We start from the raw sequence: 23,420 nt of genomic DNA, 5'->3' as shown, positions 1-23,420 counted from the left end.
CGACGCGGAGATCAGGGGGACGGCCCCGTACGGGTGGTGACCGTGGACGTGGCGCATCGCGCCACGGGGCGACGCGAGGTCACGCTGGGTGAGGCGGTCAGCTGACCGCAGCCGCGGGGCGGGTAGCCCGACCGGCGACTAATACGTATTAGCATTGACGCTTCCCGAATGCTGCTCGACCCGGGCCAGCCTTGTCAAGGGGGCCGCCACGCTCCCCCGGTACACGCCCGTCGTGCGGCGGGCGTCGCACGCCCCGCTGCGGCCGCCGGTGGCCCCCTCGCGGGCTAATGCGCATTAGCCCTGGACGTTCATCTCCCTGAAATATCCACGTCCACCCCTTGACACACACCCGGTCAGCCGCCAGGCTCCTCCCAACGCCGAGCGCTAATACGCATTAGCCGCACCGGAAGGACACCGTTGTGCCCGCTACCCCCCGACGCGTCACACAGCGTGACATCGCCCGGCTGGCCGGCGTCAGCCAGGCGACCGTGTCGCTGGTGCTCAACAACCGGGCCGACGCCGATGTCCGCATCGCGCCCGAGACCCGCGACCGCGTGCTGCGGGTCATCGCCGAGACCGGGTACGCCGCCGATCCCGTGGCCCGCCGACTCGCCGCGCGGTTCAACCGGATCATCGGCGTCTTCACCTACGAGCCCGCCTTCCCCAGCGGCAGTCGCGACTTCTTCCACCCCTTCCTGCTCGGCATCGAGGACTACGCGGAGCGCGCCGGCTGCGACCTGCTGCTGTTCACCAGCGCCCCGGTCGTCGACGGCCGCCGGCGCATCTTCCACCAGGACAACCGGCTGCGGCTGGCCGACGGCTGCATCCTGCTCGGGCGGGAGATCGACGGCGCGGAGCTGAGCCGACTCAACCGCGACGGTTTTCCGTACGTCGCTGTCGGCCGCCGCGACGACGCCGGCGGCCCGGTGCCGTACGTCGGCGCCGACTACGCCAGGGCGGTGGGCGAGCTGGTGGGCCTGGCCCTCGCCCGCGGACACCGGCGCCTGGCCTACCTGAGCATGGGCACCACCGCGGAGTCCTCCGAGGACCGGCGGCGCGGGTTCGTCGCGTCTGCGACGGCCGCGGAGAGCGCCCGCCACCTGACGGCCGCCGCCCAGGACGCCGAGGCGATCCTCGACAACCTGCTCGCCGACCGGATCACCGTCGCCTTCGTGGAGGACTTCGCCACCGCCGTGGCGCTGGAACTGGCCACCCGGCGACGCGGCCTGGCCGTGCCCGGTGACCTGTCGATCCTGACCCTCGGCGACCCGACGGTCCCGGTGCCCACCGATGTCGCGTTCACCGGGTTCCGGATCCCGCGCGAGGAGATGGGCCGGCAGTCCGTCGAGGTGCTGACCGGCGTCATCGACGGAAGCGCCGACGGCGTGCAGCAGCGACTGCTCCCCTGCGAACTCGTCGAGGGCGACACCCTCGGCGCCCCCTGATCGGCGGTCGCCGCGGCTTCGCGGTGACCGTGAAACCGGAAGGAAGCAAGTGGTACAGATGCGTGCGGACGTCCTCGTCGTCGGGGGCGGGCTGGGTGGGGTGGCGGCGGCGCTCGCCGCGGCCCGGGCCGGCCGGTCGGTCATCCTGACCGAGGAGTTCGACTGGCTCGGCGGGCAGCTCACCAGCCAGGCCGTCCCGCCGGACGAGCACTCCTGGATCGAACAGTTCGGGGCCACCGCGAGTTACCGGGCCCTGCGCACCGGGATCCGCGACTACTACCGCCGGCACTACCCGCTCACCGAACGGTCCCGGGGCTGGACGGACCTCAACCCCGGGGCCGGCTGGGTCAGCCGGCTCTGCCACGAGCCCCGGGTGGCCGTCGCCGTCATCGAGCAGATGCTGGCGCCGTACCGTGGCGCCGGCCGGCTGACCGTGCTCCAGCCGTACCGGCCGGTCGCCGCCGAGACCGACGGGGACCGGGTGGTCGCGGTGACCGTGGCGCACCGCGACCGCGACGACCGGATCGACATCACCGCCCCGTACGTCCTCGACGCCACCGAGACCGGCGAGCTGCTGCCGCTGTCCGGCACCGAGTACGTCACGGGCTTCGAGTCGCAGGCGGACACCGGCGAGCCCAGCGCGCCGGCCGAGGCGCAGCCGATGAACATGCAGGCCGTCTCCGTCTGCTTCGCCCTCGACCACGTCGACGGCGACCACACCATCGACCGTCCCGCCGGATACGACTTCTGGCGCGACTACAAGCCCGACTTCTGGGGTGACCGGCTGCTGTCCTGGCGGTCGCCGCACCCCCGCACCCTGGAGATCGTCGAACGCAGCTTCACCCCCAACCCGGACGACGACCCGCTGACCGTCAACGCCGACCAGCGGGTCAACCCCGGCGACGGCAACCTCTGGACGTTCCGGCGCATCGCCGCCCGGCGCAACTTCACCGACGGCGCGTACGGCAGCGACATCACGCTGGTGAACTGGCCGATGATCGACTACTTCGAGGGCCCGGTCATCGACGTGCCGAACGCGTCCTGGCACCTGAGCAAGGCCCGCGAGCTGTCGTACTCGGTCCTGTACTGGCTGCAGACCGAGGCGCCCCGGACGGACGGCGGGACCGGCTTCCCCGGCCTGCGCCTACGCGGCGACGTGACCGGCAGCCGGGACGGCCTGGCGCAGGCGCCCTACATCCGGGAGTCGCGCCGCATCCGGGCCGAGTACACGGTGGTCGAGCAGGACCTGTCGCTGGCCGTCCGCGGCGACCACGGCGCCGTCAGCTACCCGGACTCGGTCGGCGTGGGGATGTACCGCATCGACCTGCACCCGTCGACCGGCGGCGACAACTACATCGACGTCGGCTCCTGCCCCTTCGAGATCCCGCTGGGCGCGCTGATCCCGCAGCGCGTCGAGAACCTGCTCCCGGCCGGCAAGAACATCGGCACGACGCACGTCACCAACGGCAGCTACCGGCTGCACCCGGTCGAGTGGAACATCGGCGAGGTCGCCGGCCTGCTCGCCGACTTCTGCCTGGCGCGGGGCGAGTCCCCGCGCGCGGTCCGCGGCACCCCCCGCCTGCTGGCCGACTTCCAGGACCGCCTCTCGGCGGCCGGCGTGGAGATGCGCTGGCCTCAGATCGCGGGCTACTGAACACCCCCGATGAGGAGAAGATCATGAGATTGGGAAAGGGTGTGCGCGGTGTCGCCGCGGCACTGGCCGGCGTGCTCGCGCTCTCCGCCTGCGGTGGCGGTGACGACGCCGGGGACAAGGGTCCGGCCAGTCTGCGGATGACCATCTGGTCGGCCAACGAGGCGCACCTCAAGCTGTTCAACGAGATCGCCGACGAGTACCGCAAGACCCATCCGGAGGTCGCGGCCATCACGTTCGACCCGCTGCCGTTCGAGACCTACACCACGACGCTGACCACCCAGATCGCCGGCGGGAACGCGCCCGACCTGGCCTGGGTGCTCGAGAGTTCCGCCCCCGACTTCGTCGCCTCGGGCGCGCTGCTGCCGCTCGACGAGACCCTCAAGAAGGCCGAGGGCTACCAGTACGACGACATCTCCCCGGCCACCCTCAAGCTCTGGCAGAACGGCGGCAAGCTGTTCGCGTACCCGTTCTCCACCTCGCCGTTCGGGGTCTTCGTCAACACCGACCTGCTCAAGAAGGCCGGCCAGAAGACGCCGGCCGAGCTGATCGCGGCTGGGCAGTGGAACTGGGACACCGCGCTCGCCGTCGCCGGCGCCACCGCGGGCGCGACCGGCAAGGCCGGCCTCGTGATCCGCGACTTCGACTACAAGGGCTGGGACAACCTGTCGACCTTCTGGACGGGTTGGGGCGCCCAGGCGTGGAGCGCGGACGGCAAGTCCTGCGGCTTCGCCGCCCCGGAGATGGTCGAGGCGATGACCACCCTGCACAAGGCGATCTTCACCGGTAAGGCGCTGCCCGGCCCGGGTACGACCGCCGACTTCTTCGCCGGTGACGCGGCCATGACGGTCACCCAGATCTCCCGCGCCTCGCTGCTGAAGCCGGACGGCTTCGGTTGGGACCTGGTCCCGCTGCCGGCCGGGCCGAAGGGCAGCTACTCGGTGGTCGGCCAGGCCGGCGTCGGAGTCATGAAGAAGGGCCCGAACGCCCAGGCCGCCGCCGATTTCCTGGCGTTCCTGACCAACCCCACCAACTCGGCCAAGCTCGCCCAGTTCTTCCCGCCGCCGCGCCAGTCGCAGCTCACCGCGGAGACGCTGGCGAAGACGAACCCGACGCTGAAGCCCGAGCAGTTGCAGAAGGTCGTCATCGACGGCATCACCAACGGCGTCATCAAGCCCAGTCACGTCGGGCAGGCCGAGCTGAGCCAGCAGGTCCGCGCCGGGCTCGACCCGCTGTGGAAGCCGGACGCGGACGTCACCGCCGTCCTCGGCGCGCTCTGCGCCAAGATCCAGCCGCTGCTGGCGAAGTAGGGCAGCCGGACCATGTCCCAGACGGACACGCGGGTGGGCGGGGTCGAGGCCCTGCCCACCCGGGCCGGGTCGCGGCGGTACTGGACCAGCCGCCGCCGCGACCATCTCACCGGTTATTTATTCATCGCGCCGCAACTGTTCGGCAGCCTCGCCTTCGTGATCCTGCCGCTGATCCTGGTGGTCTGGTACAGCCTGCACGAGTGGAACGTGCTGGCCGGCACGTTCGAGTTCGTCGGCGCCGAGAACTACTCGGCGCTCGCCGACGATCCCAACCTCGGCGCGGTGCTGCGGGCCACCGGGCTGTTCTCCGTCGGCCTGGTCGTGTTCAACCTCGGCCTGGCGCTGCTGCTGGCCGTCCTGCTCAACCAGAAGCTGCGCGGCACGATCGTGTTCCGCACCCTGTTCTTCTCGCCGGTGGTGGTCTCGCTGGTGGCCTGGACCATCGTGTGGGGGTTCCTGCTGCAGGACAACGGCGGCGTGAACGGTCTGCTCGACACCGTCGGCGTGGACGGGCCGAACTGGCTGCGCGGCGAGGGCACCGCGATGCTCTCGGTCGTCGTGGTGCAGGTGTTCAAGAACGTCGGCCTGAACATGGTGCTCTTCCTGGCCGCCCTGCAGGGCGTGCCGGCGGAGATGTACGAGGCCGCCGAGGTCGACGGAGCCAGCCGGATGCGCCAGTTCTGGCGGATCACCGTGCCGCTGATCAGTCCCACGATCCTGCTCACCTCGATCATCACGGTGGTCGGCTCGTTGCAGGTCTTCGCGCAGATCGCGGTGCTCACCCAGGGTGGGCCCGGCACCTCGACCACCGTGCTCGTCTACTACCTCTACCAGCAGGCGTTCCAGTTCCACCACTTCGGCTACGGCGCCACGCTGTCGATCGTGCTGTTCGCCATCGTGCTCGCGCTCACCGTGCTGCAGTGGCAGATGCGCAAGAGATGGGTCTTCCATGAATCGTGACCTGTCGCCCCGGACCAAGCTGGTGCTCTACGGGGTGTTGCTGGTCCTGGCGATCCCGTTCGTCTTCCCGACCTGGTGGATGGTCACCTCCTCGCTGAAGCCGGTCGCCGACATCTTCGCCTTCCCGCCGCAGCTGCTGCCGGCGAGCCCGAAGCTGGACGCGTACCAGCGGGTGTTCGAGTTGCAGCCGTTCGGCCGGCAGTACCTGAACAGCCTCTACATCGCGCTGGTGGTGACCGTCGGCACGCTGGCCGTGTCCGCGCTGTCCGGGTACGCCTTCGCCCGGATCCGGTTCCGCGGCCAGAACGTGCTGTTCCTGGTGGTGCTCGCGGGCCTGCTCATCCCGAGCGAGGTGACGATCGTGCCGCTGTTCCAGATGTTCTTCAAGCTGGACCTGGTCGACACCCACTGGCCGCTGATCCTGGTGCCGATCCTCGGCGCGCCCAGCGTGCTGGCGACGTTCATCATGCGGCAGTTCTTCATCAGCCTCCCCGGCGAACTGGAGGAGGCGGCACGGGTCGACGGGCTGGGGCGCTTCGCGACCTTCTGGAAGATCGCGCTGCCGCTGTCCCGGCCCGCGCTGGGCGCGGTCGCCATCTTCACGTTCCTGCACAGCTGGAACCTCTACCTGGAACCGATCGTTTTCCTCTCCTCGCCCGAGAAGTTCACCCTGCCCCAGGCGCTCACCCAGTTCGTCGACGCCTACGGCGGCCCGATGTGGAACGTCCAGCTCGCCGCGGCGTCGATGACCGCGCTGCCGGTCCTGGTGGTCTTCGTCATCGCGCAGAAGCAGTTCGTCGAGGGCCTGGCGCACACCGGACTCAAGGGGTGACGAGGCCTGCTCCCATGGTGGGCCTCGACATCGGCGGCACCAAGACGGCGGCGGCGCTGGTCGGACCCGACGGGCAGGTGCTCGGGCGTCGCCTGGCACCCACACCCGCCGCGTCGGGCCCGGCGGCCGTGCTGGACACCGCCGCCGGGCTCGCCCGCGGGCTGCTCGACGCGGCCGGCGCCGGCCCGGTCGGCGTGGGCACCGCCGGCACGGTCGACCCGACCACCGGCACCATCCGGTACGCCACCGACAGCCTGCCCGGCTGGGCGGGCACCAGGGTCGCCGACGAGCTGGCCGAGCGGCTGGGTCGACCGGTCCGGGTCACCAACGACGTCAACGCCGCCGCACTGGGCGAGAGCTGGGTGGGAGCGGGACGGGACCGCCCGCACCTGCTGCTGGTCGCGGTCGGCACCGGCCTCGGCGGAGCCATGATCCGGTGTGGCCGCCTGGCGACCGGCGCCCGGGGCGCCGCCGGCGAGGTGGGGCACCTGCCGGCCCCCGGCGCCGAGCGGCTGCGCTGCGGGTGCGGCCGGTACGGACACCTGGAGGGCATCGCCTCGGGCAGCGGGCTGTCCGCCGCGTACGCCCTGGAGACCGGCCTGCGGATCAGCGGACGGGACGTGGCCGAGCGTGCCACGGCGGGCGACCCGGCCGCCCGGGAGGTGGTGGACCTCGCCGGCACCGCCCTCGGCCGGGCGCTCGCGGGGCTGGTCGCCGTCCTCGATCCGCAGGCGGTGGTGGTGGCGGGCGGGGCGGCCGGCGCCCTGCTCCCCGGCGCCCGCGCCGCCTTCGCCGCCGAACTGCCCGCGGCCTGGGCGGACGTGCCCCTGCTCCCCGCGGCGCTGCACGCCGACGCGGTCGTGGTGGGCGCCGCCCGACTGGCCGGCGACACCGGCCCGACGCCGCCCGTGGCCGACGACGAGAGGACGATTCCGTGAGTGTGTTCGACGACCTGGCCGGTGGCCTCGTGATCTCCTGCCAGCCGCTGCCCGACGAACCCGACGACCCGATGCGCGACCCGTACGTCCAGGCCCGGGTGGCCGCGTCGGTGGTACGGGGCGGCGCGGTGGCGGTCCGGGCCAACGGCACCGCCGACATCACGGCGATCCGCGCCGCCGTCGACGTGCCGGTCATCGGGTTGCACAAGCACGGCGTCGACGGGGTGTTCATCACCCCGACGGCGTCGCACGCGGTCGACGTCGCCAGGGCCGGGGCACACATCGTCGCCGTGGACGCCACCGACCGTCCCCGTCCGGACGGGCGGACCTTCGCCGACACGGTCCGCGCGGTACGGGAGCGGACCGACGCGCTGGTCCTCGCGGACGTCTCCACGGTGGCGGAGGGGGTGACCGCCGTCCGCGACGGTGCGGACGCGGTGGCCACGACGCTCTCCGGCTACACGCCGTCCAGCCCACCCGCCGACGGCCCCGACCTGGTCCTCGTCGCAAGGCTCGCCGCGCTCGTGGAGGTGCCCGTGATCGCCGAGGGTCGCTACCGGAGTCCGGCCCAGATCGACCGGGCCTTCGCGGCCGGAGCCCACTCGGTGGTGATGGGAAACGCCGTCACCTCTCCGCTGTGGATCACGCGCCGACTCGTCGCGGCCACCCGCCGGGCGGCCGTGGCGCACGCGGAGCACCGGGCCTGACGCCGGCCCCGCGCCGGTGGAAGAGTCCGTCTGCCCCGGCCGGGCCGGCACGATCGTCGTCGCGGGGGCGCGGCCGGCAGTGCGCCGGGTACGGAGGATCATCTCCGCACCCGGCGCCTGGCTGCTTACAGCTCCCGCACCCTGACGTTGCGGATCTCGATCAGGTCGCTGTTGCCGTGGTTCTGCAACCCGACGAATCCGCTCAGGAACTGGCGCAGGTCCGTCGGCGGGTCGCCCTGGCGGGACGAGGCCTTGCCCGGCGTGTTGTCGAACTCGTTGATCACGACGCCGTTACGGGTGATCGTGTAGTGCTGCCCGACCACCCGGATCTCGTAGTCGTTCCACTGGCCCTTCGGAGTCACCCCGGCCTGGTCCAGCCCGATCGGGTCGAAGTTGTAGATCGACCCGGTCTTCTGCGGCTCGCCGGTGGGACCGTCGTAGATCTGGATCTCGTGACCGCAGTAGATGGCCACCCAGGCCTGGGAACTACGGGCCGACCCGACCGTCCCGCAACTGCCGTCCGGTCGCTGCTCCAGGGGCGTCCGGGGGTCGGGGAACCGGACGAACGCACCGCTGTTGGCGTACGTGTTGCCGGTGGAGACGTCCCGGAACTGCAGCCGCAGGGAGAAGTCCGCAAACTCCTGCTTCGCGTACCAGAGCATGCCGAGCCCGCCCGAGCTGCGGATCGAGCCGTCCGGCTGGAGCGTGAACGACCCGCCGGGCGCCTGCCGCCAGTCGGCGAGCGAGCCCGCCGAGCCGTCGAAGATCGGCTGGTAGCCGGGGACCTTGCCGATCGGCGACTGGGCGGCGGCCTTCTGCAGCGCGGACGCCTCGCGGCTGTCGAGGACGCCGTCCTTACGCAGGTCGCCCACCACGCCGGCGACGTGGCTCACGAACTGGCCGTGGTCGGTCCACACGCGCTCGTCGTCGATCAGGTCGTTGACGGTGCAGTTGCCGCCGACCTGGTGGTTGGTCACGCCGGTGTCGGCGTCGAGGAGCCGTACCGTCCTGCGGGTGTCCGGTGCGGCGCAGCCGACGACCACCTCGATCGTTCCGGTGGCCACCTCGCCGTCGGCGTAGGTCACCTTCACCGTCGCCCGGTAGGTGCCGAACTTCGCGTACGTGTGGGTGGGGTTGGCCTCGCGCGACGGAGCGCTGCCGTCACCGAAGTTCCACTCCCAGGCCACGCCGCCGGCCTTCGCGCTGGAGAAGGCGATGGTCTTCGGGTTGCTCTGCGCGACGGCCCGCGCGGTGGCGTGGTTCGGGTTCGGCGTGGCCGGGCCGCCCTGGTAGGCGATCCGGATCAGCTTCTGGTTCGGGTGCAGGCTGAAGAACCCGCCGGCATAGTCCAACAGGTAGAGCGCGCCGTCCGGGCCGAACTTGGCGTCCATCCAGGACTGGAGCTGGGTGCCGCCGCTGCCCGAGCGGATGATGCTGCGCAGGTCCTCGGCGAAGGCCGGGGGCCCCTGCTTCGGCACGTTCGCCGGGTCGACGGTCACCGCGACGCGGTTGTTGGCGTTGGACTGGTCACCGATGAACCACTTGTTGTCCCAGTACGCCGGCCAGGCCACGCCGCTGTCGACGTCGACCTTCTCCCGCTGGTAGGTGGGGCCGTCCATGATGGCCTGGCCGCCGCCCTTGAGGTACGGCTGGGTGAACGTCTCCTCACCGGCCTGGTAGGTCGGCAGGCCGCTGCCGTCGGTGCGCTTCGGGTAGACCGGGCCACCGCCCTGCGGCGAGTACCAGATCATGTTGTCCCGCGCGGGTGGGATGTCGACCAGGCCGGTGTTGCGCGGCGAGGTGTTCTTCAGGTTGTCGCAGTCGTACCAGCCGGCGAGCACGTTGGCGTCGGTGTTGCTGCGGTCCCGGTAGGGCTGCCGGTTGCCCATGCAGTACGGCCAGCCCTGGTTGCCGGCGGAGGTGATGATCGTCGCCGTCTCGTACTTCGCCGGTCCGAGCTCCGGGCTGGGGCCACCGGCGTCCGGGCCGACCCACGCGGCGGTCAGCCAGTCGTTGACCGGGTCCCAGGCGATCCGCGCGATGTTGCGGACACCCATCACGTAGATCTCCGGACGGGTCTTGCCGCCGCCCTCCTCCTTGCCGGTGAACAGGTTGCCGTCGGGGATCGTGTAGGTGCCGTCCGGCTCCGGGTGGATCCGCAGGATCTTGCCGTTGAGGTCGTTGGTGTTGCCGGAGGTACGCCGGGCGTCCTGGAACGAGACGCCCTTGTACTCCTGCGTCCAGTTGTTGCCGGAGTAGCCGCTGGAGCCGCCGGAGGAGTTGCTGTCACCGCTGCCGATGTAGAGGTTGCCGGACTCGTCGAAGGTCATCCCCCCACCGGCGTGGCAGCAGCTGTGGATCTGGGTGTCCCAGCTCAGCAGGTCCTTGCGGGTGCCCTGGTCGATGGTCTGCTTCGCGGCGTCGTAGGTGAAGCGGGAGACGGTCCGCTTACCGATGCGCCGGTCGCGGTCGATCGACTCGTGCGGCATCCAGTAGACGTAGATCCAGCGGTTCTGCGCGAACTTCGGGTCGAGGGTGATGCCGACCAGGCCCTCCTCGTTCTTCACCAGCTCGCTGCCGCTGCCCCGGTTGCCCATCACGGCGAGGGTGGTGAGGAGCTTGACCTGCTTGGTCTTCGGGTCCCACTGGTGGATGGTCCCGCAGCCGAGGCCGACCTTGGGGTCGTCCCAGCTGACGATCGGCCCGGACGGGCAGGCCGCCTTGCCGATGTAGAACACCGTACCGTCGGGCGCGACGGTCAGGCCGTGCGGCTCGCCGATCTGGTCGAGCTGGCCCGGCTGGTTGGTGGCGGTCAGCCGCTCGATCCGGTAGTTCGAGGCGACGGTCGCCTGGCAGTCGCCGCGGACCAGCCCGGCGGTCCACCTGATCGCGCCAAGCAGGTGGCTGCGGAACTGCTTGTCGGTGGTGTAGCTGGCCTCGGTGCGCCCCATGCCGGTGTAGAAGGACCGGCCGCCGTCGTAGTCCTGGCACCAGGAGATCGGGTGGAAGGCGCCGTTGCCGCTCAGGCCCGGGTTGTAGGTGCCCTCCTCGACCTGCGCGACGGTGTGCACCCGGCCGGTCGGGCTCGGGTCCCAGTTGATCCACTGGTCGGACCGCTTCCAGGTCAGCGGCAGGCCCTGGTTGGCCGGGTGCTGCCGGTCGGTGAGGTCGACCACGGCCTGCTGCACCGTGCTGTCCGGCGGCGGGCCGGCGTCGGGACCGATCAGCCACAGCTCGGCGAGTTGGATCAGCGGTTCCCCGCTGTTGGCGGTGACGTTGAGCCGGTAGTGCTGGTAGGCCTTGCTGTTGGTGAAGCTGAACTGCCGGGTCTGGAACCGCTGCGGGAACGTCTCGTTGCTGCGGGTGTCCAGGTCCGTCCAGGTGGTGCCGTCCTCGGAGCCCTGCAGGGTCCAGTTCTTCGGGTCCCGGCCGGGGAAGTCGTTGGCGGAGGTCAGCGCGTAGCGGCTCACCACCACCGGCTTCGCCAGCTTCACCGCCAGCCAGCCGGTCGGGTTGAAGGTCAGCCACTTGGTCCCGGTCGACCCGTCGATCGCCTTCGCGGCGGTCTCGTTCGGCGGGTTCTCCGCGCTCGCCGAGGCGGAGACGGGCTTCTCGGCGTTCGGCAGGCCGGCGGCCGGGCGGGTGCCGATCAGGCCGGTGAACCAGGCGGAGGTGGGTTGGGCGCGGGCCGCGTCGTGCACGCCGAGGAAACCGCCACCGCCCTTGATGTACGCCTGGAACGCGGCCTCCTGGGCGTCGTCGAGGGTGACCCCGTTGGCGGACAGGAACACCACGCTCCGGTACCGGGCCAGGTTGCCGAAGGTGAACACCCCCGGGTCGGCGGACGCGTCGACGGCGAAGCCGTGCTCCGCGCCCAGGTTCCGGATCGCGTCGACAGCCTTGGTGACCGGGTCGTCCTGCTGGTCCACCGGACCGTGGAAGACCAGCAGCTTCACCGCGGCAGCGGCCTCGGCGGGTGCCGCCTGCACGGGCGCCGGGGCGGCGGCGTGCGCGGGCAGGGCCAGCAGGCCGAGCGTCAGCACGGCGCTCGCGGCGAGGGCGCTCGTGCGTCGGAGGGCCCGGCGGGTGACCGGTGGTGGGGAGGCTGTGACGTCGACGGGCCGACGTCCGCCCCATCGGGACAGCCGGAAACGGCGTTGTTGGGCCATTTCGACTCCTTCACGGGTGAGGTGTGGCGGAGGTGCGTTGTCCGAGCGGGTCGAGCAGGAGACGGTGCGTCAGTTGTGCTGGTGCTGCCCGGCGTCGGCGGTGGTGCCGGTGGCGTTCGCCGGGTGGGAGTGGTGGCCGTGGCCCGGAGGCATCGCCCCGTCCTCGTCCAGGACGTGCAGCATGGTCGACATGCCGCCGTCGGAGTGGAACTGCATGTGGCAGTGCAGCATCCAGTGCCCCGGTCCGACCGAGTCACCGGCCGCCACCTGGAACCCGAACGAGTCGCCGGGGCCGAGCGGCTTGTTGTCGATGATCGGGACGCCGTCGGCGAACGGCTGTCCGTTGTCCACCAGGCCGGTCCGGGTGTCCGCCCAGGAGTGGCCGTGCAGGTGGAAGGTGTGCATGTCGTTGCCGATGCCGACGACGACGAACTCGACCTTCTCCCCCTTGCGGGCGACCAGGCAGGTCGGCCCCGGCTGCGGGTTCTGCGCATCGCAGGTGTCGGCGGCCGCGCCGCGGCGCAGGTTGATGCTCTGCCGATCGCCGAAGACCACGGTGTAGGTGCGATCCGGCTTCGGGTCGCCGGGGCGCCGGACCACCAGCCCGCCGAAGAGCCCCGCGCCGAGGCCCTGGGTGCCGTGCGGACCGCCCACCACGTGGTCGTGGTACCACCAGTAGCCGGCCGTGCCCGGCGAACCGGTCTTCCTGTTCCGCTGCTGGGCGAACCAGGTGTACGTGCGCGACTCACCGGGCGGGACGAAGGAGCCGCTCTGCACGGTGCCGTCGGAGAGCTGGGTGTACTTGACCCCGTGCACGTGCAGCGAGACGCCCAGTGGGTGCGCCGGGTCGGTACGCAGCTGCGTCAGGGTGGCCGCCGACACCAGGTTGTGCAGGGTGATGGCGACGCACTCCCCCTCGGTCATCTCGATCGTCGGGCCCGGGTAGGAGGCCGTCTGCGGGGTGAGGCCGTAGCCGAGCCGGATCTGGGTGCCGTCCTTGGGCAGCTCCACCGCGTACAGCTGCATGCTGCGGTCCGGCCTGGCGCAGCCTTCCGGCCGTTCGGCGAAGAACGCCCCGGAGCGGGCGGCGGCCAGGCCGCCGGCGCCGACCAGGGTCAGCAGCACGGTGGCCGCCACCACCAGCAGCCGGCGGGTACTCGGTCCGCGGCGCTTGCCGGCACGGTCGTCCTCGGGCGCGCCGCCGTCCCCGGGCGGCGGGGGGTCCTCGACGAGACGCCAGGCGCTCACCGGTCACCCCGCAGGTCGACGATGCGCTGGTAGCTGCGCTCGGCGGCGCCGAGGGAGCCCGGCGGGTTGGGCTGGGCGTTCGGCCCGGTGTCCTGCTCCCACAGGTAGGTGAACCGGCCGCCCCCGTCGAGCTCGGTGAAGAACTCGGCGAACGGGATGACCCCCGCGCCGAACTCGACGTCCAGGTAGGAGTTGCCCTGCTGCGGGTCGGGCAGCGGGACGCCGTCCTTGACGTGGAACAGCGGGAACCGGTGCGGATGCGCGTTGACGTAGTCGACCGGCCGGAACCCCGGGTACTTGCGGGCGCCCCCGTACGCCCACAGGATGTCCATCTCCAGGAACACGTACCGGGGATCGGTCAGCTCCAGGAACAGGTCGTACAGCCGCACGTCGGGCCGGTCGACGGCGAAGCTGAACTCGATGGTGTGGTTGTGCTGGTAGAGCTTGATCCCCCGGGCCGCGGCGGCGGCGCCCCACGCGTTGAACTCGGCGGCGGCGGCCTGGTACCCGGCGATGGTGCGGTTGCCGGTGGGCGCCTGCGCGGTGCCGAGGGCCGGCATGCCGAGGGTTTCGGCGACGTCCAGTTCCCACTCCAGGTTGTTCCGGAAGTCACCGAGCCCGCGGTGGCTGCCGGCCGCCTTCAGCCCGTTGTCGTCGAGCAGCCGGCGGATCTGCGCCGGCGTGATCGGGCCGACGTTGCCCTGGGTGTAGCCGGCGAACTCCACCTCCCGGTAGCCGATGCGGGACAGCTCCTCGAAGACGGCCGCGAAGCCGAACTGCGTGACCTTGTCCCGGACGCTGTAGAGCTGGATGCCCAGGTGCCCGCGCGGCACCAGGTGGCCGTTCGAGGCGCCGCCGGACGCCGTGGCGGGCAGCGCTCCGGCGAGGCTCGCCGCGCCGACCGCGACGGTGGAGCCGGCGAGGCCGCGCAGTAGCGCCCGACGGTCGATCCTGTTCTTCGCCATGGTTGTTCCCCTTCGATCGTCAGCAGCAGCTGCTCGGGTTGGCAGAGGAGGGCGCGCCGCCGGGGCAGCACGCGGAGAGCGGCGCGATCCGCACGTTGCGGAAGCTCACGACGTCGGCGGTGCCGTGGTTCTGCAGTCCGATGTATCCGCGGGCGTGCTGGCGGCCGGCGCCGCCCGGGTCGTCGGCCCGGGGCGGGCTGAACACCGCGTCCGGGGTGTTCACGTACTCGTTGATCAGTTCGCCGTTGCGGAAGACGGAGTAGTGCTGGCCCACCACCCGGATCTCGTAGTCGTTCCAGGTGCCCTTCGGGGCCACCTGCGCGCCGGCCAGGTCGACCCGGTCGAAGCCGTACACCGATCCGCTCTTGTACTGGTCGCCGTCGGGCCGGTCGTAGATCTGCAGCTCGTGGCCGTACTTGATGGCCACCCACTCGGGGCGGGACTCCTGGGCGTGGTCGTGCACGTCGGGGAAGCGGACGAAGACCCCGCTGTTGGCGCGGCCGGTGCCGGGGGCGTCGTCGCGCCACTGCAGCTTCAGCGAGAAGTCGCCGTACTCGGCGGTGGGGAGCCAGAGCATGCCGAGGCCGGGGACCGCCCGGCTGGTGATCGAGCCGTCGGCGTTGCGGGTGAAGCCGCCCGCGCCGACGTGCTCCCACCGGGCGAACGACGCCGCCGAGGCGTCCAGCAGCGGCTGGTAGCCGTTCTTCCCGTCCGGCTTGCCGACACCGGAGCGGGCGGCGGCGCTCACCAGGCGACCGTGTTCCTTGTGGTCGATCAGGCCGAGGTGGTGCAGGTGCTCCGCGACGTCCGTGACGTGCTTGACGAACTGGCCGTGGTTGGGCCACGCCTTCTCGTCGTGGATGGCGTTGTTGATCGTGCAGCCGTCGGCGACCACCCGGTTCGGCACGCCGCTGTCCACCGTGCCGAGCCACACCGTCGGCCGGGTGTCCGGCACCGGGCAGGCGCTGGGGCCGCTGGCGACCACGGTGAAGGTGACCGACGCGGTGCCCGAGGTGTTGCCGGCCTTGTCGGTGGCCCGGTAGCTGACCGTGTGCCCGCCTGCCTGGTTCACGGTGACCGGCGCCGAGTAGCGGGCGTACGGCTGCCCGTCGAGGGAGTACTCGATCCGGTCCACGCCGGAGCCGGCGTCGGCGGCGGTGAGAATGACGGTGGCGCTGCCGAGGTAGGCCCCGTGGTCGTCGAGCTGGCCGGAAAGCGCCGCCGTGACGGTCGGCGGGGTGGTGTCCGGCTCCGGCGGGTCGACCACGGTGAACGACACCGACTGCGGGGTCGAGGTGTTGCCCGCCTTGTCGGTGGCCCGGTAGCTGACCGTGTGCTGGCCGACCTGGTTGACGGTGACCGGCGCCGAGTAGGCGGCGTAGGGCTGCCCGTCGAGGGAGTACTCGATCCGGTCCACGCCGGTGCCGGCGTCGGTGGCCGAGATGGTGACCGTGGCGGCGCCGACGTACGCCCCGGCGCTGTCCCGCTGGCCGCTGACCGTGGCGGTCGCCGTCGGTGGCGTGGTGTCCGGGGCGGGCGGCTGCACCACGGTGAACGACACCGACTGCGCGGCCGAGGTGTTCCCCGCCTTGTCCGTCGCCCGGTAGCTGACCGTGTGCTGGCCGACCTGGTTGACCGTCACCGGCGCGGAGTAGCCGGCGTACGCGCCGCCGTCCAGGGAGTACTCGATCCGGTCGACGCCCGACTCGGTGTCCGTGGCGGACAGCGTCACGGTGGCGCTGCCGACGTACGCGCCGTTGTCGTCGCGCTGCCCGGTGACCGCGGCCGTCGCGGTCGGCGGGGTGGTGTCCGGCTCCGGCGGTCGCACCACGGTGAACGACACCGACTGCGCGGCCGAGGTGTTCCCCGCCTTGTCCGTCGCCCGGTAGCTCAGTGTGTGCTGGCCGGGCTGGGCCACCGCGACCGGCGCGGTGTAGGTGGCGTACGGCTGCCCGTCGAGGGAGTACTCGATCCGGTCGACGCCCGATTCCGTGTCGGTGGCCGACAGCGTCACCGTCGCCGAGTCCACGTACGCGCCGTTGTCGTCGCGCTCCCCGGTGACCGCGGCCGTCGCGGTCGGCGGGGTGGTGTCCGGCTTGGGCGGCTCCACCACCGTGAACGACACCGACTGCGCGGCCGAGGTGTTGCCCGCCTTGTCGGTGGCCCGGTAGGTCACCGTGTGCTGCCCCGGCTGGTTGACCGTCACCGGCGCCGAGTAGGTGGCGTACGCGCCGCCGTCGAGGGAGTACTCGACCCGGTCGACACCCGACTCGGTGTCCGTGGCCGACAACGTCACCGTGGCGCTGCCGACGTACGCGCCGTTGTCGTCGCGCTGCCCGGTGACCGCGGCCGTCGCGGTCGGCGGGGTGGTGTCCGGCTTGGGCGGCTCCACCACCGTGAACGACACCGACTGCGGGGTCGAGGTGTTGCCCGCCTTGTCGGTGGCCCGGTAGGTCACCGTGTGCTGCCCCGGCTGGTTGACCGTGACCGGCGCCGAGTAGGTGCCGTAGGGGCCGCCGTCCAGGGAGTACTCGACCCGGTCGACGCCGGAGCCCTCGTCGGTCGCGGACAGCGTCACCGTCGCCGACCCCAGGTAGGCACCGGTGTCGTTCCGCTCGCCCGACACCGCGGCCGACGCGGTCGGCGGCGTGGTGTCCGAGCCGCCACCGGTGACGACCAGGAGGCCGGCCATCCCGCCGTGGCCCGGGATGGCGCAGAAGTAGCGGTACGTGCCGGGCGAGAGCACCACGTCGACGGTCCACCGGCCCCCGTTGGCGTCCGTCGGGTCGGCCAGGATGTTCACGTCGACGTCGCTGTTGTACGCCGGGTTGGTGGTGTCGAAGGTCAGGGTGTGCTGCATGCCGGTGGTGTTGCCGGTCGCGGCGCTGTTCTCGAACACGAGCGTCGCCGGCCCGGCGACGGCGGTGGTGGGCGCGGAGAGGTACGAGAGGAAGTTGTCGCCGGCAGTCCAGGTGAGCACCTGGGCCTGAAGCTGCCGGGGCGGCCCGCTCGCGTCGGCTGTCCGTGCGCGGTCCGCGTCGACCGGGCGCGCGTTCGCCGGAGCCGCCACCAGTCCGGCGGTCACCAGCAGCAGGACCGCCGTGGCGGCTGCCGCAATCGAATGCCGGAGCCGGCCCACGGAGAGCCGACCGGGCGGTGAGTACCCGTTCATGATTCCTCTTTCACGGTCCGAGGGGGACACCGGCGCAGCGTGCATCGGCCGGCCGATGTCATGAGTAGTCAGCGCTGCCGCGTCCCGAGGCTTCGGGAGCTGCCCGGGGGCGGCAGGGGCACACCTGTCCGCGGATCCAGGTCGAGCGTCGTCGCATGCCCGTACGAACCCTTCATCAGATCGACGGCTTCTTCGTATCGGCAGCCTCTGCGGCCCCTCCTTGGCCGCACGAGGTCCTCGGCCGTGACCAGCTGTCACGGTCGTCCTGGGTGAACGGGGTCTGCCTGATGCCAGCGGCGAGCCGGGTGCGCGCGCGGGTCAGACAGGTGCCGCGTCGGGGTGACGGGATGTGAGTGAGAAGGGATGGGCATCGGTCAAGCCACGGCGCGTTTCCGCACCGGGGCGCTGTCTTGGAGCGCCGACCCGGGGTGCCATCCCTGGCCTTACCCGTGGCCGCCGGGCGTGTTGCGCCGCCTGGGACCACGGTCGAGAGTCACCGCGCCGCCGGTTCATCTCGATGAAACATATTGATGTGTCCCGACACTACTGACTTGCCGTCAGCGTGTCCAGACCTTTCGTCGCCGCTGACACTACTTTCATTCAGAATGACGAAAGTCGGCAGCGTCGCAGGTCGCGTGGGCGTTACACCCCGCCAGCGCTTCCCTGAGGGCCGCCACGACACCGCCTCGGGCGGCGCCCGATGCCCGGCCCAGGCCGCCGTCGCGAGCCGACCGGCCCACCTGACGCCGGAGCCGGAGCAGCCCGTCCACCGGATCCTGGCGGGCGCCGGTCAGGAGACGGGTTCGGGGCAGCAGACCGTCAGCGCACCGGGGACGCCGGCGCGGCGTCCGCCGCGGTACTCGTGCTCATGGCCGGCGGTGGTACCCAGCCCGCGCGGTTCCCACGCCCGGGCCGGTGAGGCGGGTCAGCCCCCGGCCGTCATCCGGGTACGCCGGACGGCCGGCCGTCACCGCGCGTGCGTCAGCCACCGCCAGCGGGGCAACTCCGCGACCACGGTCAGCAGCACCAGCACCGTCGTGGCGACGGCCACGCCTCGCGGCCACGCGAACCAGGCCGACACGCCAGCGGCGACCAGTTGCAGCACGACCAGCGCGATGGTGACGGGACCGGGCACCGGAACCAGCGCCCGGGGCTTGTCCCCCGGGGTGGCGAAGACCGTCGGCAGCCCCACGAGAACGACCACCGAGGCGACCGCCAGGGCCACCGAGTGCGGGGCGAGCGCCCACGGCGTCGCCACCCAGGCGATCAGTTCGGTGACGAACCGCAGCGCGGACGCCGGGCCGGGGCGATTTTGCGAGGTCTGTTCGATCACGGCTGCGAGTATGGCCGGTCGGCGGGGTGTCCGCCCCGCCGACCGGCCGGAGCGGCGCTAGAGGGTACGGGCGAGGCGGTCGGCGAGGATACGGGTGAACCGGGACGGGTCGGCCAGCTCCCCACCCTCGGCGAGCAGCGCCATGCCGTACAGCAGCTCGGCGGTCTCCTTCAGCGACTCCTCGGTGCCGCCCTCCTCGTGGGCCTTGCGCAGGCCGGTGACGAGCGGGTGCCCCGGGTTCAGCTCCAGGATCCGCTTGACCGCCGGCACCTCGTGCCCCATCGCCCGGTACATCTTCTCCAGCGTCGGGGTGATGTCGTGGGCGTCACCGACGACGCAGGCGGGCGAGGTGGTCAGCCGGGAGGAGAGGCGGACCTCCTTGACGGAGTCGGCGAGGGTGGCACCCATCCAGGTGAGCAGGTCGGCGAAGTCCTTGCGCTGCTGCTCGCGCTCGGCCTCGGCCTCCTTCTTCTCCTCCTCGGTGTCCAGGTCGACCTGGCCCTTGGCGATCGAGCGCAGGGTCCGGCCGTCGTACTGGCCGACGCGCTCGACCCACACCTCGTCGACCGGGTCGGTGAGCAGCAAGACCTCGTAGCCCTTGGCGCGGAACGCCTCCATGTGCGGCGAGTTCTCGATCATCGAGCGGGACTCGCCGGTGGCGTAGTAGATGTCGGCCTGCCCGTCCTTCATCCGGCTGACGTAGCCGGCGAGGTCGGTCGGCTCGGCCGGGTCGTGGGTCGAGGCGACCGAGAGGATCTCCAGGAGGGTGTCCCGGTTCTCCGTGTCGTCGATCAGGCCCTCCTTGACCGCCGCGCCGAACTCGGTCCAGAAGGTCCGGTAGCGCTCGGCGTGGTTGGCCTTCATGTCCCTGACGGTGGACAGGATCTTCTTGACCAGCCGGCGGCGGACCACCTGGATCTGCCGGTCCTGCTGGAGGATCTCCCGGGAGATGTTCAGCGACAGGTCGTGCGCGTCCACCACGCCCTTGACGAAGCGCAGGTAGTTCGGCATGAGCGCTTCGCAGTCGTCCATGATGAAGACGCGCTTGACGTAGAGCTGCACGCCGCGGCGACCCTGCGGGGCGAACAGGTCCAGCGGGGCGTGGGAGGGGATGAACAGCAGCGCCTCGTACTCGAAGGTGCCCTCGCCCTTCATGTGCACGATGTCCAGCGGGTCGGCCCAGTCGTGGCTGACGTGCTTGTAGAACTCCTTGTACTCGGCCTCGTCGACCTCGTCGCGGGGCCGGGCCCAGAGCGCCTTCATCGAGTTGAGCGTCTGGGTCTCGGTCGTGGTCGCGTCGCCCTCGCCCGGGCGCTCGACGGTCATCCGGATCGGCCAGGCGATGAAGTCGGAGTACCGCTTGACGATCTCCCGGATCGTCCACTCGGCGGTGTAGTCGTGCAGGTTGTCCTCGGCGTCCGCCGCCTTGAGGTGCAGGGTCACCGCGGTGCCCTGCGGCACCTCGTCGACCGCCTCGACGGAGTAGGTGCCCTCGCCGGCCGACTCCCAGCGGGTGCCGCCGGTCTCCCCCGCCCGCCGGGTCACCAACTCCACCCGGTCGGCGACCATGAACGCCGCGTAGAAGCCGACCCCGAACTGGCCGATCAGCTCCTGCCGCGCCCCGGCGTCGGCGGACTCGCGCAGCTTGCGCAGCAGCTCCGCCGTGCCCGACTTGGCGATCGTGCCGATCACCTGGACCACCTCGTCACGGGACATGCCGATGCCGTTGTCCCGGACGGTCAGCGTGCGCGCCGCCTTGTCGACCTCGATCTCGATGTGCAGGTCGGAGGTGTCGACCTCCAGGTCCTTGTCGACCATCGACGCCAGGCGCAGCTTGTCCAGCGCGTCCGAGGCGTTCGAGATCAGTTCGCGCAGGAAGACGTCCTTGTTCGAGTAGATCGAGTGGACCATCAGCTGGAGCAGCTGACGCGCCTCGGCCTGGAACTCCAACGTCTCGGCCTGGTTACTCACGCCGTGTCCTTTCATTCTCGAAAGCCCACCAGAGGTTCGCCGAAAGGATACGAGCCGTCGCCCACGGCGAGGCGACGACGCCCGGTCGGAGTTTCCCGACCGGGCGTCATCAAAGGTACGCGTCAGCGGCCGAGCCGCCGACCGGGGACGATCAGCCCCGGGTCGGCGCCGACGACCTGCTTGTCTGATCGGCCCCGGCATCGGCACGCCGCCCGGGGTCGTGCAGGGGGCCGGGGCTGCGGGCGGCAGGCGCGCATTGCCCGGAGGCTCTACCGTCGACGGTGGCGTCACCGTGGTCGCCGGGAGAGTCGAGGGCTGGTGCGACCGCCGCGTGCGGCGGTCAGTACGGTAGGGATGTGTCTCTATGGATGGCCGCGATGTGGGGGCTGGTCGGCAGCGCGGTGGCCGAGGCGCTCAACCTGTCCGGGATGATGCGCCCGACCACCGAGTCCGGGGGGCGGTGGCAGTGGCCGTGGCGGGACCGGCGGGACGCCCCGATCGTCGTGTTCGCGGTGCTGCTCCGGACCGTGGCCGGCACCGGGCTCGCCGCCGCGGCCGGGGCGGGTGGCCTGGCCACCACCGCCTTCGCCAGCTTCACCTTCGGGGTGGCGGCGCCGCTCGTGATCGCCAAGATGTTCGACCAGGTCCGGGTGACGGAGCAGCCGTCCGACGACACGCGCGGCGGACCGGACGGCGAGCACGATGACGCCGCGTGAGAGCCTGCTGGGCAGGTTCGTCTCCGCGTTGTCGGCCCGGCCGGCCGCCACGGCCACGGCCGTTCCCGTGCCGACCCGCACCAGGCTGGCGGCCGCGCTCGCCGCGCGACCCGTGGCCGCCCGAGCGGCCGGTCACGCCCCGGAGCCCGTCGGGGAACCCGACCACGGAGGGAAGCTGACCCAGCGGGTCAAGGTGGTGCTGGCCGGCATCCTGGGCGTCACCGCCGACCAGTTGCGGGTCGACGCCGACGGCGACGTCGGCATCCGCGTCGGTTCCGCCATGATCTTCGTACGGGCGCAGGACGACCCGCCGCTGGTCGACGTGTTCTCGCCGCTGCTCACCGGGGTCCAGCCGACGGAGTCGCTGTACCGGCGACTCTCCGACCTGACCAACGGTCTCGTCGTCGGCCGCGTCTACTGCACCGGGGACACGGTATGGGCGTCCGTGCCCGTCTTCGGTCAGGACTTCGTGCCCACCCACCTGCTGCTGGCCGTACGGGCCATGGTCGAGCTCGCCGACGACCTCGACGACCAGCTCCGGCGGGAGTTCGGCGGCAGCCGATTCTTCGGCGAGGAGTCCTCCGGCCTGGCGGCGGTGCCCGACCCGACCGGCTACCTGCGCGACCTCGACCGGGCCGGCGCGAGCGGAGCGGGCAGCGTCCTGGTCGACCTGCTGGCCGACCGGGGGCGGACGGAGGAGCTGCGGGCCCGCGCCGAGCACGGCGACTGGCACGCCGCCGCCCGACTCGCCGCCCTGCTCGCCGAGGAGGGGCGCGCCGACGAAGCCGAACGGTACTGGCGGATCGCCGTCGACCAGGGCGACCCGAGGGCCCGCGACGAGCTGGCCGCGCTGCTGGCCGCCCGGGGCCGGCACGACGAGGCGATCGCGCTGCTGCGGCAGGCGGTCGAGGCCGACGACTGGCGACCCCTGCCGCTGCTGCTCACGCTGCTCACCGAGCGTGGCCTCGTCGACGAGGCGATCGCGCTGCTGCGCCGCCACGCGGCCACCCGGGGCTGACCCCGCCGCGCGCCGAACGGAGCCGACCCCGCCGCGCGACCCGGCCCGGGCGACCGCGCTGTCCCGCCTGGCCGCAGGCATCGCCGACCCGGTCACCGGGAATGCCGCGCACCCCCGGGCGGTAAGCAGGAGCCGGCACCCGCCGACCTGGCGGCGCTGAACACCGGATGGGCGTACCGCGCCTCGCAGAGAGCGGGGGGACGGAGCGCCGGACGACGTCGCCGCCGATCGAGGTCGCGGTACAGCTTCTCGACCCCTGTCGAGCTGCCCCACAGATGGGGCACACAACAGGGCAGTCGCAGGCGACCGAGCCCACCAACGTCGATCAGGCCGGGGCCGCGGCGCCGATGTGACGAGCGGTCCTACAGACGGGGCAGCTCAACAGGGCCCACGGCACCCGACCCACCGGACCTGTCGAGGCGGGTGTGACCCGCTGTGCCGGCACAGGGACCAAACCTGACACCGGACCCACAGATGCCCTGAACCAGGGATGCCCGACTGATCGGCAGATGGCCCGCCTGGGGCGTGTGTCCGGTTCGGCGAGGATCGCCGGTCCGGCACCGGGGCGTTATGCCCGGTTGGTGGTGGACTGCGGTGGCGGGGGCCACCACCCCGCCGGGCATGGGCCGGGGGGCCGGGGCGTTGTAACCACCGTGAGCGCGTGACCCCGAGCCGCTTCGACGGTTCGACGGTTCGGGGCGACGGCCGGAATGCCGGCCGGACCCACGTCGTTACATCCCCCGGGACCGCGCCCCCCGAACAAAGGCGCGCACCCCCTCTTCTGGCTTGACCTTTCCTTACCCGTGGCGCACCCACCCCCCTTCCGGGTGTGCCGCGCACCCCCGATCGAAAGGTGCTTCGTCATGCGTACCGATCTGATCCGTAAGGCCGCCCTGACCGCTGCCGGCCTCGCCTTCACCGGCGGCGCCATCGCCGGCCCCGTCACCGCCGCCCACGCCGCCCCCACCACCGACACCAAGCCCGC

General features: G+C 71.8%; 15 protein-coding genes. 9 read left to right on the top strand and 6 right to left on the bottom strand.

Going from position 1 to position 23,420, the window contains the following annotated elements:
* Positions 1–419 precede the first annotated feature (419 nt).
* The 7 genes from ACZ6Q9_RS21255 to ACZ6Q9_RS21225 are packed head-to-tail and all read left to right on the top strand — an operon-like array spanning position 420 to position 7,843.
* Positions 420–1,445, top strand: coding sequence for a LacI family DNA-binding transcriptional regulator (locus tag ACZ6Q9_RS21255; protein ID WP_393458618.1), 1,026 nt, complete (start codon positions 420–422; stop codon positions 1,443–1,445).
* Positions 1,446–1,503: 58 nt separating this feature from the next.
* Positions 1,504–3,099 carry an FAD-dependent oxidoreductase gene (locus tag ACZ6Q9_RS21250; RefSeq protein WP_393267067.1) on the top strand — a complete coding sequence of 532 codons (1,596 nt, stop codon included), beginning with the start codon at positions 1,504–1,506 and terminating at the stop codon, positions 3,097–3,099.
* Positions 3,100–3,122: 23 nt separating this feature from the next.
* Positions 3,123–4,406: an ABC transporter substrate-binding protein gene (locus ACZ6Q9_RS21245; protein ID WP_393458621.1), complete on the top strand. Its 1,284-nt coding sequence runs from the start codon at positions 3,123–3,125 to the stop codon at positions 4,404–4,406.
* Positions 4,407–4,418: 12 nt separating this feature from the next.
* A complete protein-coding gene (locus tag ACZ6Q9_RS21240) occupies positions 4,419–5,366 on the top strand; it encodes a carbohydrate ABC transporter permease (protein ID WP_393458624.1) in 948 nt (315 codons plus the stop codon).
* Positions 5,356–6,198, top strand: a complete 843-nt coding sequence (locus tag ACZ6Q9_RS21235; protein WP_393267059.1) for a carbohydrate ABC transporter permease — start codon at positions 5,356–5,358, stop codon at positions 6,196–6,198. Before ACZ6Q9_RS21240 ends, ACZ6Q9_RS21235 begins: the two co-directional genes overlap by 11 nt.
* A gap of 14 nt (positions 6,199–6,212) precedes the next feature.
* Positions 6,213–7,136, top strand: a complete 924-nt coding sequence (locus ACZ6Q9_RS21230) for an ROK family protein (protein WP_393458626.1) — start codon at positions 6,213–6,215, stop codon at positions 7,134–7,136.
* Positions 7,133–7,843, top strand: coding sequence for an N-acetylmannosamine-6-phosphate 2-epimerase (locus ACZ6Q9_RS21225; RefSeq protein ID WP_393458629.1), 711 nt, complete (start codon positions 7,133–7,135; stop codon positions 7,841–7,843). The genes ACZ6Q9_RS21230 and ACZ6Q9_RS21225 overlap by 4 nt, the downstream gene beginning before the upstream one ends.
* A gap of 125 nt (positions 7,844–7,968) precedes the next feature.
* Here the strand turns inward: ACZ6Q9_RS21225 and ACZ6Q9_RS21220 are convergent, their stop codons facing one another.
* The 6 genes from ACZ6Q9_RS21220 to htpG form a co-directional block, all read right to left on the bottom strand.
* Entirely contained in the window at positions 7,969–12,012 is a 4,044-nt protein-coding gene (locus ACZ6Q9_RS21220) for a ThuA domain-containing protein (RefSeq protein WP_396829986.1), read from the bottom strand.
* Positions 12,013–12,081: 69 nt separating this feature from the next.
* The gene (locus ACZ6Q9_RS21215; protein WP_393267049.1) at positions 12,082–13,260 is read right to left on the bottom strand and encodes a multicopper oxidase domain-containing protein; all 1,179 of its coding nucleotides are present in this window, start codon (positions 13,258–13,260) and stop codon (positions 12,082–12,084) included.
* The gene (locus ACZ6Q9_RS21210) at positions 13,257–14,225 is read right to left on the bottom strand and encodes a sugar phosphate isomerase/epimerase family protein (RefSeq protein WP_396829985.1); all 969 of its coding nucleotides are present in this window, start codon (positions 14,223–14,225) and stop codon (positions 13,257–13,259) included. Before ACZ6Q9_RS21210 ends, ACZ6Q9_RS21215 begins: the two co-directional genes overlap by 4 nt.
* A 19-nt stretch (positions 14,226–14,244) precedes the next feature.
* The gene (locus tag ACZ6Q9_RS21205; RefSeq protein ID WP_396829984.1) at positions 14,245–17,397 is read right to left on the bottom strand and encodes an OmpL47-type beta-barrel domain-containing protein; all 3,153 of its coding nucleotides are present in this window, start codon (positions 17,395–17,397) and stop codon (positions 14,245–14,247) included.
* Between the two features lie 967 nt (positions 17,398–18,364).
* Positions 18,365–18,730 (bottom strand): hypothetical protein, encoded by a 366-nt coding sequence (locus tag ACZ6Q9_RS21200; protein ID WP_396829983.1) that lies wholly within the window; start codon positions 18,728–18,730, stop codon positions 18,365–18,367.
* 57 nt (positions 18,731–18,787) lie between these two features.
* Positions 18,788–20,716 (bottom strand): molecular chaperone HtpG, encoded by a 1,929-nt coding sequence (htpG, locus tag ACZ6Q9_RS21195; RefSeq protein WP_357464198.1) that lies wholly within the window; start codon positions 20,714–20,716, stop codon positions 18,788–18,790.
* A 341-nt stretch (positions 20,717–21,057) separates the two neighbouring features.
* On the opposite strand from htpG, the gene ACZ6Q9_RS21190 reads away from it, so the two are divergent.
* Positions 21,058–21,417 (top strand): hypothetical protein, encoded by a 360-nt coding sequence (locus ACZ6Q9_RS21190; RefSeq protein ID WP_393267035.1) that lies wholly within the window; start codon positions 21,058–21,060, stop codon positions 21,415–21,417.
* Positions 21,404–22,435, top strand: coding sequence for a T3SS (YopN, CesT) and YbjN peptide-binding chaperone 1 (locus ACZ6Q9_RS21185; RefSeq protein WP_396829982.1), 1,032 nt, complete (start codon positions 21,404–21,406; stop codon positions 22,433–22,435). Before ACZ6Q9_RS21190 ends, ACZ6Q9_RS21185 begins: the two co-directional genes overlap by 14 nt.
* The last annotated feature ends 985 nt before the right edge of the window (positions 22,436–23,420 follow it).

The sequence above is a fragment of the Micromonospora sp. NPDC049139 genome, assembly GCF_055586845.1.
This window is presented reverse-complemented; position numbering and strand designations above follow the sequence as displayed.

Coding starts and splice junctions, on each gene's coding strand:
- ACZ6Q9_RS21205 (WP_396829984.1), bottom strand. CDS start 17,397: ATGAACGGGTACTCACCGCCCGGTCGGCTCTCCGTGGGCCGGCTCCGG.
- ACZ6Q9_RS21240 (WP_393458624.1), top strand. CDS start 4,419: ATGTCCCAGACGGACACGCGGGTGGGCGGGGTCGAGGCCCTGCCCACC.
- ACZ6Q9_RS21230 (WP_393458626.1), top strand. CDS start 6,213: ATGGTGGGCCTCGACATCGGCGGCACCAAGACGGCGGCGGCGCTGGTC.
- ACZ6Q9_RS21245 (WP_393458621.1), top strand. CDS start 3,123: ATGAGATTGGGAAAGGGTGTGCGCGGTGTCGCCGCGGCACTGGCCGGC.
- ACZ6Q9_RS21250 (WP_393267067.1), top strand. CDS start 1,504: ATGCGTGCGGACGTCCTCGTCGTCGGGGGCGGGCTGGGTGGGGTGGCG.
- ACZ6Q9_RS21185 (WP_396829982.1), top strand. CDS start 21,404: ATGACGCCGCGTGAGAGCCTGCTGGGCAGGTTCGTCTCCGCGTTGTCG.
- ACZ6Q9_RS21210 (WP_396829985.1), bottom strand. CDS start 14,225: ATGGCGAAGAACAGGATCGACCGTCGGGCGCTACTGCGCGGCCTCGCC.
- ACZ6Q9_RS21235 (WP_393267059.1), top strand. CDS start 5,356: ATGAATCGTGACCTGTCGCCCCGGACCAAGCTGGTGCTCTACGGGGTG.
- ACZ6Q9_RS21220 (WP_396829986.1), bottom strand. CDS start 12,012: ATGGCCCAACAACGCCGTTTCCGGCTGTCCCGATGGGGCGGACGTCGG.
- htpG (WP_357464198.1), bottom strand. CDS start 20,716: ATGAAAGGACACGGCGTGAGTAACCAGGCCGAGACGTTGGAGTTCCAG.